Source organism: Corynebacterium sp. KPL3927 (assembly GCF_040225835.1).
GTDB lineage: Bacteria > Actinomycetota > Actinomycetes > Mycobacteriales > Mycobacteriaceae > Corynebacterium.
Genome location: NZ_JBEHGD010000002.1, coordinates 26894 through 39347 on the forward strand (window position 1 = coordinate 26894; position 12454 = coordinate 39347).

Sequence of the window (12454 nt, forward strand, 5' to 3'; positions counted from 1 at the left end):
AGCAGCTTTCTGGCAGAAGTGCCGAGCGCGAAAACGCTAGACTGGTGTGCATGACGCACTTCGACACTCCGCCCATCTTGATTACCGGCATGTCCGGCGGCGGGTTGAGCTCCGCCGCCAAGGTTTTTGAGGATAAGGGCTACTATGTGGCGCATAATATCCCGCCGCGCGCCATCGTGGACCTGTGGAAATTGTGTAACCAGGAAGAAACGCCCGTTGAAAAGGTAGCGGCGGTAACGGACGTGCGCTCTCGCATGTTTCCGGGCTCCCTCATGGAGACCATCGATGAGCTAACGGCATTGGGCATGAAACCCACCGTGCTCTTCCTTGATGCTCGCGATGATGTGCTCATCCGTCGCTTCGACTCCGTGCGTCGCACCCACCCGCTGCAAGGCGACGATACCTTGAAGGTGGGTATCCAACGCGAACGCCAAGCGGTGGCGGAAATTAGGGATCGCTCCGATATCATCATTGATTCCACGAACCTGTCGATTCATGATTTGCGCCGGGCTATCGAAGCTGCGTTTGGCGAATTTCAAAATACCAATCAGCACGTCACGGTGGAATCGTTCGGTTTTAAGAATGGTTCCCCGCGCGATGCAGATATCGTTGTTGACGTGCGCTTTTTGCCCAATCCCTATTGGATTCCGGAGCTGCGCGGCTGCCGCGGTACAGATGCGCCCGTGGCCGATTATGTCCTGTCGCAGCCTGCCGCGCAGAAATTCGTGGATAATTTTGTCGCCATGTTTTCCACCATGCTGGAGGGATACCGGCACGAGGGAAAGAACTTCATCACCGTGGGCGTCGGCTGTACGGGCGGGCATCACCGCTCGGTGGCGGTCGCGGAGGACATCGCCAAGCGCCTGCGCGCCAATGACACCCTTGACGTCAGCATTTTGCACCGGGATATCGCCCGTAATTAGGGCTGAGGAGCATTAATAACTGTATGAAACACCCTTCTCATATGGTCTGCCTTGGCGGCGGCCATGGCCTTTATCAAACGCTTTTATCCGCACGGCGCAGTAATGCGGCGGATATTTCTGCCATCGTGACGGTTGCCGATGATGGCGGTTCCTCGGGGCGCCTGCGCCGGGAATTGGATATCATTCCGCCCGGTGACCTGCGCATGGCGCTGGTCGCGCTAGCCGATGACAATCGCGTAGGCGAGCTGTGGGGCAAAACCCTTCAGCATCGCTTCGGCGGCAATGGCGCCATGGCTGGCCACGCCGTGGGCAACCTCATGATCGCGGGTTTGACCGGGGTCTTGGGCGATTATCAGGCCGCCTTGGACGCGGTAGCGGAGCTTACCCACTCGCACGGGCGGGTCATCCCCGTGGTTCCGCACCCCTTAGAAATTGAGGCCGATGTCTCAGGGCTTGACGATGACCCCCGGGTCATGCGCCAGGTCCGCGGTCAGGTCGCGGTGGCATCGACGCCGGGGCATGTGCGGCGCGTGCGAATCCTGCCTGAAGCCCCACAAGCCAATCCCGCCGCGCTGGAGGCCATTAGGCAGGCTGACCTTATCACCATCGGTCCAGGATCCTGGTTTAGTTCGGTCTTGCCGCACACGTTGGTGCCAGAAATCGTCCAGGCCATTTCTGAGTCCAATGCTTTGCGCGTGGTCATGCTCAACCTGTCGGCCGAGCCGGGAGAAACCCAAGGCTTTTCCGCGGAGCGCCACGTGCATGTGCTGGCCCGTCACGCCCCGGATTTGCGCATCGACCGCATCGTCGTGGATGCGGCAGCGCTGCCAAATGAGAGCGAACGGGTATATGTGCAGCGCGCCGCGCAAGCCTTGGGCGCACGCGCGGTATTTGCGGATGTCAGTATCCAGGATGACAATGGACAGCGATTGATGAAACACGATCCAGACAAACTTTCTTCTGTCATCGTGGATCTTTATAACGAGTACCGGCGGGCCTAGCTAAGGTCAGGCCAGCCAGTCCTCAGGGCGCGGGACTCGGTAAAATAAGAGAATTCCGTTTCCCACGCAGTAGTTGGTGTGCGTGGGACCGTGCATTGCACATGCGTCATTCGTGACTGTGACAGAGAAATGGGGCGAACTAGGTGACCACACCGTTGACCGAACAGGTCAAAGAAGAACTAGCGGCGGTTGGCGTGACACGTCAGTCCGCGCGCGCTGCGGAGCTTGCATCTATCCTGCGATTTGCGGGAGAAGTAGATGTCTCTGGCGAGAGCATGGCCTATGAGCTTGAGCTCGATAACAAGGCAATTGCGCAGCGCATCATCGTGGCTTTAGACGAGCTTTACGGGATAGAAGCGGAAAGCCACGTTGTCGGCCCTGCGGGGACGGTGAAGAAATCGCGCGTCATCGTGCGCATCACTAAAGGAGCGAGGGAGCTTACCCGGCGCCTAGGCCTGATTACTCGCTCCGGTCATGCCGTGGTGGGTCTTCCGCCGCAGGTCATTTCCGGCACCGTGGCTGATAGCGAGGCGGCGTGGCGCGGTGCCTTCCTTGCGCACGGCAGCCTGACGGAACCAGGGCGCTCTTCGGCATTGGAGGTAACCTGCCCCTGCCAAGAGGCCGCGTTGGCACTCGTGGGCTGCGCACGGCGCCTGGGGATTTCCGCGAAGACTAAAGAGACCCGCGGCGAAGATCGGGTGGTTGTCCGCGACGGCGATGCCATCGGTGCACTGCTTACCCGCATGGGCGCGCAAGTGACCCGCTTGTCTTGGGAAAAGAAGCGGGTAAAGCGTGAGGCGCACGATACTTCGCGCCGGTTGGATAATTTTGATGATGCCAACCTGCGCCGCTCGGCACGGGCCGCCGTGACCGCCGCGGCGCGCGTGGATCGGGCGATGGAAATCCTCGGTGATGACGTTCCTGAGCACCTAGCCGATGCCGGCCGCTTGCGCGTGCAGCATCGCGAGGCCTCGTTGGAGGAGCTTGGCAGGCTCGCGGATCCGCCCATGACTAAGGATGCCGTGGCCGGGCGCATTCGGCGCTTGTTATCCATGGCGGATAAGCGGGCCGAAGAATTGGATATCCCCGATACCAACGAGTCCATCTCGGACGATCTTTTTGGTGACTCATAATCGCAGGGCACGATTGACTTCAGCTCATTGATCCACGAAAGGCGGGAAGGAATGCATTGAGGTGCTTTCCTTCCCGCCTTGTGTTGTGCCGCGGCTGAGGTGCTTTTAGTTAGCGGTGGCTTGTGCTTTATGGGACCAAGAAGCCCAAGACGTTGGTCATCAAGAAGACGATGACACAGACAACGGCCAAGAACGCGATGGAGTAGCCCACGACGTTTTTCAGGATGACAGATTCCTTGCCTTCCATGGATACGGCGGTTGCCGCAATGGCCAGGGACTGTGGCGAAATCATCTTACCCACAACACCACCGGCGGTATTGGCGGCCAGCATGAGGTCAGGGTTCACACCAATGCGGTCAGCGGCGGCGACCTGCAGGTTGCCAAAGAGCGCATTTGCAGAGGTATCGGAGCCAGTAACCGCGGTACCAATCCAGCCCAGCACCGGAGCGAAGAGCGCGAAGATGGAACCAGCGGAGGAAACGAATTCACCGATGGCGATGGTCTGACCCGAGTAGTTCATCGTGTAGGCCAGAGCGAGGACCAAGACAATGGTCAGGCCGGAGAACTTCATGCGGTTGGCAACTTCACCAAAGGCCTGCACGGGTTGGGCGAAGCTGAGCTTGTAGCGGCCGTTTTCGTTCCAGAAGTGGTAAACGATGGCCACAATAATGCCGGAGAGCAAGAGCAAGGTACCCGGGTTGCCAAAGACATTGAAGCTAAAGCTGGTGTCCATGGCCTCACCATTAGTGCCGATGACGGTGCCATCAAGCAGCGGCCACGCGAACTTCAGCTTCCAGAATCCGAAGATCGCTGGTGCTGCGGTAGCAACGGCAAATACTGCGGTAACGACGGCGTAGGGCAGCAGCGCCATCCAGATGCGGCGGCCGTTCAAGTCGGTCGCGGTTTCTGCGGCGGGCAGCTCCATGCGCTCGCGCAGCTGGGTAACGCCCCGTGGTTTCCACACGCGGAGGAAGATGAAGGCGGCCCCCAAGGACACAATGCAGGCAATAACGTTGGTGAGCTGGTAAGCAAAGAAGGTTGCGGTAAGCCACTGTGCTCCGGCAAAGGAAATACCGATGACCGCGGCGGCGGGCGCAGTTTCCTTCACGCCGCGCATGCCGTCCAGGATGAATGCGATAAGGAACGGGACGATGGCGGCAATGACCAAGACCTGCAGGGCAATAAGGCCGGCAATATCTTGGGTTTGCTCGGCGGTACGCCCGCCAACCTCACCGGCGGTGGTGACTGGAATACCAACCGCGCCGAACGCCACTGGAGCGGTATTTGCAATGAGGACTACCGTGGCTGCGCGCAGGGGCTTTACGCCGAGCGCCATAATCATGGTGGCGGTGATGGCTACGGGGGCGCCGAAGCCCGCAAGGGCTTCAAGGAGGCCACCGAAACAGAAGGCGATGAGCATCGATTGGATGCGGATATCGCCATCGCCTAAGAGGTCGAAGGTCTTACGCAGATCTTCGAAGCGGCCTGAGGCGACCGTGATCTCGTAAAACCAAATTGCCGTAATAATGACCCAGACAATGGGCAATAGGCCGAAGAGCCCACCGCGGACCGCGGAGGACAATGCCATATCCACGGGCATCGCAAAGGCAATTATGGCTAGGATGATGGAGGTCGCAAGGGCGACGGCTCCTGATGTATGTGCGCGGGCTTTAAAGCCCATCAACATAATGAAGAAAGCGACGAGGGGGAGAATCGCCACGAGCGCGGTGAGCCCAAGACTGTCTCCCACAACAGAGGTGTTTATCTCAAACATTGAGTATCCTCGATTCTAACGGGGGTACTATCGCAGGCGCATTCGGTCTGCGGGGGGATGTAAATTTGTTGCCCACGCGTTTCAGGCGAGAGATTAGCGCCCAGCGAATGCCCGAGTGCTACCTGGAACACAGTGAGTTAGCGCAAGCATATCGCGTCATAAAAGCTGTGGTGTGATTTGGGTTAAATTAGTTTATAGCACCGTATCTTTGGCAACCGGTGTGCGACGAAGTGGGAAAAATGCTTTGGGTAGTGATATATCGCACATTAACGGTGTAAAGTCCACAAGAACCAACCTAAACGGGCTTGAACAGCCGGTTCATTCGGAAGAAACAAAAGAACTCGGGAAAATTATACGCCCATATCGGGAAAGTTTCAGATACTGCACTGCCAGCCGTGAAGGCCTCTGCACGCGGCTTAAAGGCTCTGTAGTATTGCGGTTGTTGGGCAAAGCCTCGGGCACCTTACTCACCCAGAGCAGTAAAGTACTCGAAGGACCCGCGGTAGGCCCATAGAAATAATTACTCGACTCTTTGAGGAGATTTACAGTGACTACCCGCGTAGGTATTAACGGCTTTGGCCGCATTGGTCGTAACTTCTTCCACGCTGTTAACCGGACCGACAACGACCTTGAGATCGTTGCCGTCAACGACCTGACCGATAACCAGACTCTCTCTAACCTGTTGAAGTACGACTCCGTACTGGGTCGCTTCGACGGCGAGATCACCTACGACGATGATTCCATCACCGTCAACGGCAACCGCATCCGGGTCTTCAATGAGAAGGACCCGAAGAACCTGAAGTGGGGCGAGTTGGATGTAGACCTCGTTATCGAGTCCACCGGCCTGTTCACCAACGGTAACGACGCAAAGGCTCACATCGAGGCCGGCGCCAAGAAGGTCATCATTTCCGCCCCTGGTAAGGAAGTTGACGCAACCTTCGTCTACGGTGTTAACTCCGACACCTACGACCCAGCTGAGCACAACGTTATTTCTGCAGCTTCCTGCACCACCAACTGCTTGGCCCCTATGGCCAAGGTCTTGAATGACAAGTTCGGTGTGGAAAAGGGCCTGATGACCACCGTTCACGCATATACCGGTGACCAGCGCCTGCAGGACGCTCCCCACAAGGACCTGCGCCGCGCCCGCGCCGCAGCCGTCAACCTGGTACCTACCTCCACTGGTGCAGCTAAGGCCGTGTCCTTGGTCCTGCCTGAGCTGGAAGGCAAGCTGGACGGCTACGCAATGCGCGTTCCGGTCATCACCGGTTCCGCAACCGACCTGACCTTCACCGCTTCCCGCGACGTCACCGTTGAGGAAATCAACGCCGCACTCAAGGAGGCAGCTGAAGGCGAGCTGAAGGACACCCTCGCATACACCGAGGATCCTCTGGTTTCCACCGACATCGTCACCTCCCCGCACGGCTGCATCTTCGACGCCGGCATGACCAAGGTCTCCAACGGCAACCTAGTCAAGGTTCTGGGTTGGTACGACAACGAGTGGGGCTACACCTCCCAGCTCGTCCGCATGACCAACCTGGTTGCAGAAAAGCTCTAAAGTTCTAAGACAGAGCAGTCCTTAATGCGATACCGGCCACAACGAACGCCCTGACGGCACGACGTTGTGGCCGGTATCCTTTTATGTAGGAACCTCAACTGTAGAGTTCACTTTAAAAGGAGTAACACATGGCTTTTAAGACCCTAGATAACCTGCTAGAAGAAGGCGTAGAGGACCGCCACATTCTGGTTCGTTCTGACTTCAACGTGCCGCTGGATGATGATGGAAATATCACCGATCCCGGCCGCATTACCGCATCTCTTCCCACCATTAAGGCTCTTGTCGATGGCGGCGCGAAGGTCATCCTTTCCGCACACCTCGGCCGCCCCAAGGGTGAGGTAAATTCCAAGTACTCCCTGGCTCCGGTCGCAGAAGCGCTGTCTGAGGCCCTAGGCCAGTACGTTGCCTTGGCCAACGACGTCACCGGCGAAGACGCCCACGAGCGCGCCAACGGACTAAACAGCGGCGATGTCATGCTGGTAGAAAATGTTCGCTTTGACCCACGCGAGACCTCTAAGGATGAGGCAGAGCGCGGCGAATTCGCCGACGAGCTCGTCGCCCTGGCTGCCGATAACGGCGCCTTCGTCTCCGACGGCTTCGGCGTTGTTCACCGCGCGCAGACCTCGGTATATGACGTCGCCAAGCGCCTGCCCGCCTACGCCGGCAAGCTGGTGGAAAAGGAATTGGACGTATTGTCCACCGTGGCCAAGGATCCAGCGCACCCTTACGTCGTCGTTCTGGGCGGCGCAAAGGTTTCCGACAAGCTCGGCGTTATCGAAGCCCTTGCCGGAAAGGCCGACAAGATCATCATCGGCGGTGGCATGTGCTACACCCTTCTGGCCGCTAAGGGCTACAACGTTCAGGAGTCTTTGTTGCAAGAGGACCAGATCGAAAACTGCAAGAGCCTGCTGGAGCGCTTCGGCGACAAGATCGTCCTTCCGGTAGACCTCACCGCCGCCAGCGAGTTCGCCGCAGACGCTGAGACCAAGGTTGTTGAGCTCGATGGCATCCCTGAGGGCTGGATGTCCCTGGACATCGGACCCAAGTCCGTCGAGAAATTTGCCGACGTACTGGCAGATTCCAAGACCGTATTCTGGAACGGACCCATGGGCGTATTCGAAATGGAAGCCTTCTCCAAGGGCACCGCTGGGGTGGCGCAGGCGATTACCGATGCCACCTCCTCCAACGGTTCCTTCTCCGTCGTCGGCGGCGGCGACTCCGCAGCCTCCGTGCGCACCCTGGGCCTCGATGAGGAAGGCTTCAGCCACATTTCCACCGGAGGCGGCGCATCCCTCGAATACCTCGAGGGCAAGGAGCTGCCGGGCGTTTCCGTGCTCGAAGCATAAACCGCCTAAAACAGTTAACTAAAGGCGTACAAAGAAAGGACTAATTATGGCACGTACACCACTTATTGCTGGTAACTGGAAGATGAACCTCGATCACATTGAGGCCATCGGCTCCGTTCAAAAGTTCGCGTTCTCCCTGCCGGAGGATTACTACGACAAGGTAGATGTAGCCTACATAGTTCCATTTACCGATATCCGCACGATTCAGACGCTCGTTGAGGGCGATAAGCTGAAGATCACCTACGGTGCGCAGGACATCTCCAAGCACGAGTCTGGCGCCTACACCGGTGAGGTATCTGGCCAGATGCTGAACAAACTGGGATGCAGCTGGGCAGTCGTCGGCCACTCCGAGCGCCGCGAATACCACGGCGAAACCGACCAGCTGGTCGCTGAGAAGGCCGCAGCGGCCTTGGAAAATGGCATCAGCCCCATCGTCTGCGTGGGTGAGCCGCTCGACGTGCGCGAGGCCGGCACCCACGTTGACTACGTGGTGAACCAGACCCGCGATTCCCTGCAGGGACTCAGCGCCGAGCAACTAACCAAAACCGTTATCGCCTACGAGCCCGTGTGGGCCATCGGTACCGGCAAGGTTGCCTCCGCTGATGACGCGCAGGAAGTCTGCGCCGCTATCCGCGGCCTGGTCAAGGAACTCGCGGGGGACGAAGTTGCCGACGGCATCCGCATCCTGTACGGCGGTTCCGTAAAGGTTGACTCCGTTGCTGATATCGTCAGCAAGCCGGACGTAGACGGCGGCCTTATCGGTGGTGCTTCCTTGGTAGGAGAGGACTTTGCCAAGCTGGCTGCCAATGCCGCTAATGCCGTTAGTTAACAGGCGTTAACAACCATCACAAGGTGACTGGTATGCCGCGGGTTGGGGTGAGCCCTTCCCGCGGCATGGTGTACAGTAGGCCCTTGTGATTGCTTTGCGTAGGCAAAGCAGGTAAGTACTTCGCGCTGGTGGCTAGCGTGTCCTTCGATAGTACGCAGAAGGTGCCACTGGGCGTACGTTGAGAAAAGGAAGAACCTCATGGTCTTAGCACTGGAAATCATTTTGCTAATTTCAGCTATCTTGATGACCATCTTTGTGCTTTTACACAAGGGCAAAGGCGGCGGCCTGTCTAGCCTTTTCGGCGGCGGTGTGCAATCGAACCTGTCCGGTTCGACCGTGGTGGAAAAGAACTTGGACCGCTATACCGTCGTCATGGTGATTATCTGGTTGGCCTGCATCGTTGGCCTAAACCTCATTCAGGCGTACGCGTCCTAAGACGCAAGGGGCGGTACCCCGCTAAGCTTTAGTGAGGACCTGCCCAGACAACAGCGCCGGTACTTCGGACCCGGAACCTTTCGCAGAGAAAGGAAAGGAGTCGAGGTACCGGCGCTTGTGCGTTTAGTAGGAGGGGCGGCGGAGTCTTTAAAGCTCCTGAGCGGCATCGTCTGCCAAGAACAGGATCGTTTCCTTCGTCCCCTGCGCACCGGCTGCTGGGCACTCTTCAGCGTCGACGCCGTCAACGATGTTCTTTGCGGCAGCGGCCTTTTCTTCCCCAGCGACTAAGAGCCAGACGCGCTCGGACCTATTGACCGCCGGCAACGTGAGGGTAATGCGCTCGCTCGGCGGCTTGGGCGAATCGTGTACAGGTACAGCGAGTTCTTCCTGCTCACGGATGGCAGGAGAGTGGGGGAACATGGAGTTAATGTGGCCTTCTGCGCCCATTCCCAAAAGGTGTAGATCGAAGCCCAAAGGTGCGAAGTCTTTCAACTCTGGCTCGTAGGCATTGGCGGCAGCCTCCATGGAGACCGCACCAAGGTCGAATCCGTGGATATTCTGATCGGGGATATCGACGTGATCGAGCAACGCGGAACGCGCTTGACCTTCATTGGAATCTGGGTCACTGACCGGAACATTGCGCTCGTCGCCAAAGAAGATATGCACGCGGGACCAATCGATGCGCAAGGCGGGATAGTTCTCACCTTGCTGCTGGGCGGCGAAGTCAAGGCGCGCGAGCTCGTGCAGCAGTCCAATTCCTGCGCCCCCACCTGTTAGTACGATTCTTGCTACGCCGTCACCATGGAGGCCACCATTGCCGGCTTGGATACCGGCGATGGTCTCGATGAATTTGAGTGCGGCTTGGGAAATAAGGTCATCTACATCGCTGACGCGGTGAAGCGTTACCATTCGGTATCAGAATCCTTTGCAAAGAATCGGTATAAACAAGTGCGCTGTTAAAGCTTACTGTAGTCTACTTCTCCCAGAGCACGTAGTGCCTGAGCATAAGTTTTATCGGCATCGAGGTGTCGCAATTCCTCAGAGAGGATTTCGGTTTGCGTGCGTGGACTCAAACTGACTAACGAGTCAGGCGTACCTGGTACTTGCACTCGCACCGTGCGCTCGTCGACGACATCCACATCCACGTGGGTCGATTCCCGGTTAAAGCGCAGATGGGTAACCGGGAAATAGGCACTATTAGTCTCCTCGGCCGTCCGCTGTACGGGGACGCTGAGGCGGTCAAGCAACCAACCCGCCGCGAAGTTAGGCGCAGGATGCCCGGCGGGGCCGGCGACCTCTACCGATAGCACCTTCTCATGGGGATGGTGATCGAGCGCTGATGCGACAACCCCGCGCCATAGCGTAATGGAGGCCCAGGACATATCGGAATCGCCGGGGGAGTAGCCATCAGAAAGCGCGCGCAAATCCTGTTCGCCTACGGTGCCTTTATGGGCCACATTGGTGATGCGGCGCTGGGCCAATTTACCCACGGGGCTCTTCGAGGGAACCTGTGGGCACACGTTGGGCCACCATGCGACCAGCGGGGTATCCGGCAGCAAGAGCGGGGTGAGCACGGACTCGGCTTGATCCGCCAGCGCACCGTGCAATTGCATGACGACGGTCTCGGACGCACCGGCCTCGCCACCGACGCGGAGCTGGGCATCGAGCTGGGTATCAGAATTCGGGTCACCGGGGACCACGACGAGCACGCGGGAGGGGTGCTCATGAGAGGCATCGCGTACAGAGGCAAGGATTTGCTCGAGATCGTCGCCTTCTTGTGCTTCTACGATGAGGGTGAGCACCCTGCCCGTGGTGCGGGTGTAGTGCTCCTGGGCATCGACAAGCTTCTTGGCAATTTCACCGGTGGTGGTATTAGGCAATGGGATAATCATTGACTACGTCCCTTCTACGGGCGACGCCAGGAATGACCCCGGCGGCGCAGCATCTTATCGGCTGAGGTGGGTCCCCACGTGCCCGCCTTATAATCTTCGGGCTCGCCATGCTTAGACCAGTAATCGAGGATCGGATCCAAAATGGACCAGGATAGCTCGACTTCCTCATTGGTGGGAAACAGGGATGATTCATCGAGAAGCGCATCCAAGATGAGGCGTTCGTATGCCTCGGGGGACTCCTCGGTAAATGCCTCGGCGTAGGCGAAGTCCATGTTTACATCGCGGACTTCCATGGTGGAACCAGGCACCTTCGAACCAAAGCGCATGGTCACGCCCTCGTCGGGCTGAACGCGGATGACCACGGCGTTTTGGCCAAGGGCATCGGTTTCGCCATCGACGAAGGGCTGGTTCGGTGCGGCCTTGAAGACCAAGGCGATCTCGGTGACTCGACGCCCCAGGCGCTTGCCCGTGCGTAGGTAGAACGGAACGCCTCCCCAACGCCGGGAGTTGACCTCCAACGTGCACGCCGCATAGGTCTCAGTAGTAGAGGCGGGATCGAAGCCCTCCTCCTCGCGCAAGCCCTTCACGTATTCCGAGCCCTGCCAGCCGGCGGTGTACTGGCCACGGGCGGTGGTTTTATTGAGCGGATGGACCGGCTGCGTAGCGCGCAGCACCTTGACCTTTTCAGCGCGCAGCGCCTCCGGTTCAAAGGAGGAAGGCTCCTCCATTGCCACGAGGGCGAGCAGCTGCAGCAGGTGGTTTTGAATGACGTCTCGGGCCGCACCGATTCCGTCATAATAGCCAGCGCGCCCGCCAAGGCCGATATCTTCGGCCATGGTGATTTGCACGTGATCGATATAGTGCGCGTTCCACATCGGCTCAAAAATCTGGTTGGCAAACCGCAGCGCCATGATGTTTTGCACGGTCTCTTTGCCCAGGTAGTGATCGATGCGGAAGACGGCCGATTCTGGGAAGACCGCGTTGACGATCTCATTGAGCTCGCGCGCGGATTCCTGGTCGTGGCCAAAGGGCTTTTCGATGATCACTCGGCGCCACGAGTCCTCCATGGAATTGGCCATGCCCACGCGTTCCAACTGGTGGCAGATATCGGAGAAGAACTCTGGCGGCACCGAAAGGTAGTATGCCCAATTGCTTCCCGTACCGCGGGCCTTATCCAGCTCGGCCAACCGCGCAGAAAGCCTGTCAAAGCCCTCATCATCAAAGGAACCTTGCACGAACTCGATTCCTTGGTATAAGTGCTCCCACACGTCGTGGTTAAAGTCAGTGCGGGCACCGGCTTCTACCGCGTTACGGAAATAATCGCAGAAGTCCGCGTTATCCCAGTCCCTGCGGCCATAGCCGACGAGCGTGAAGCCGGCGGGCAAGAGACCGCGGCTGGCAAGGTCATAGATGGCTGGCAGGAGTTTTTTGAAAGCTAAATCGCCGGTCACGCCAAAGATGACCATGCCTGCGGGGCCCGCGATGCGTGGCAATCGTTTATCGGCGGCATTACGCAAGGGATTGGCCCAAGCGGCTGAGTCCGTCACGGATTATCCTTCCTGGAGG

The 12454-nt window shown here is 58.3% G+C and carries 11 protein-coding genes; 7 read left to right on the forward strand and 4 right to left on the reverse strand.

Annotated features, from left to right (window positions below):
- Nucleotides 1-41: 41 nt before the first annotated feature.
- The 3 genes from rapZ to whiA all read left to right on the forward strand — a co-directional run bounded on the left by rapZ (nt 42) and on the right by whiA (nt 3057).
- Nucleotides 42-923, forward strand: coding sequence for an RNase adapter RapZ (gene rapZ / locus ABRP86_RS01705; protein ID WP_198010490.1), 882 nt, complete (start codon nt 42-44; stop codon nt 921-923).
- A 23-nt stretch (nt 924-946) separates the two neighbouring features.
- Nucleotides 947-1924 (forward strand): gluconeogenesis factor YvcK family protein, encoded by a 978-nt coding sequence (locus tag ABRP86_RS01710; RefSeq protein WP_349862201.1) that lies wholly within the window; start codon nt 947-949, stop codon nt 1922-1924.
- Between the two features lie 143 nt (nt 1925-2067).
- Nucleotides 2068-3057, forward strand: coding sequence for a DNA-binding protein WhiA (gene whiA, locus ABRP86_RS01715; RefSeq protein ID WP_023022454.1), 990 nt, complete (start codon nt 2068-2070; stop codon nt 3055-3057).
- 127 nt (nt 3058-3184) lie between these two features.
- Here whiA and ABRP86_RS01720 read toward each other — a convergent pair whose 3' ends face one another.
- The gene (locus ABRP86_RS01720) at nt 3185-4831 is read right to left on the reverse strand and encodes an L-lactate permease (RefSeq protein WP_349862202.1); all 1647 of its coding nucleotides are present in this window, start codon (nt 4829-4831) and stop codon (nt 3185-3187) included.
- A 547-nt stretch (nt 4832-5378) separates the two neighbouring features.
- Here ABRP86_RS01720 and gap point away from each other — a divergent pair.
- From gap to secG, 4 genes are all read left to right on the forward strand, one after another.
- A complete protein-coding gene (gap, locus tag ABRP86_RS01725; protein ID WP_349862203.1) occupies nt 5379-6386 on the forward strand; it encodes a type I glyceraldehyde-3-phosphate dehydrogenase in 1008 nt (335 codons plus the stop codon).
- A gap of 128 nt (nt 6387-6514) precedes the next feature.
- Nucleotides 6515-7732, forward strand: a complete 1218-nt coding sequence (locus tag ABRP86_RS01730; protein ID WP_349862204.1) for a phosphoglycerate kinase — start codon at nt 6515-6517, stop codon at nt 7730-7732.
- 46 nt (nt 7733-7778) lie between these two features.
- Nucleotides 7779-8561, forward strand: coding sequence for a triose-phosphate isomerase (gene tpiA / locus ABRP86_RS01735; RefSeq protein WP_023022446.1), 783 nt, complete (start codon nt 7779-7781; stop codon nt 8559-8561).
- 198 nt (nt 8562-8759) lie between these two features.
- On the forward strand, nt 8760-8996 hold the full coding sequence (secG, locus tag ABRP86_RS01740; RefSeq protein ID WP_023022444.1) for a preprotein translocase subunit SecG: 237 nt from the start codon (nt 8760-8762) through the stop codon (nt 8994-8996).
- Nucleotides 8997-9143: 147 nt separating this feature from the next.
- Here secG and pgl read toward each other — a convergent pair whose 3' ends face one another.
- Genes pgl through zwf form a run of 3 tightly spaced genes read right to left on the reverse strand, consistent with a single transcriptional unit; the run spans nt 9144 to nt 12435 of the window.
- The gene (pgl, locus tag ABRP86_RS01745; RefSeq protein ID WP_349862205.1) at nt 9144-9905 is read right to left on the reverse strand and encodes a 6-phosphogluconolactonase; all 762 of its coding nucleotides are present in this window, start codon (nt 9903-9905) and stop codon (nt 9144-9146) included.
- Between the two features lie 47 nt (nt 9906-9952).
- Nucleotides 9953-10888, reverse strand: coding sequence for a glucose-6-phosphate dehydrogenase assembly protein OpcA (locus ABRP86_RS01750; protein ID WP_349862206.1), 936 nt, complete (start codon nt 10886-10888; stop codon nt 9953-9955).
- A gap of 14 nt (nt 10889-10902) precedes the next feature.
- Nucleotides 10903-12435 (reverse strand): glucose-6-phosphate dehydrogenase, encoded by a 1533-nt coding sequence (zwf, locus tag ABRP86_RS01755; protein WP_349862207.1) that lies wholly within the window; start codon nt 12433-12435, stop codon nt 10903-10905.
- Nucleotides 12436-12454 lie beyond the last annotated feature (19 nt).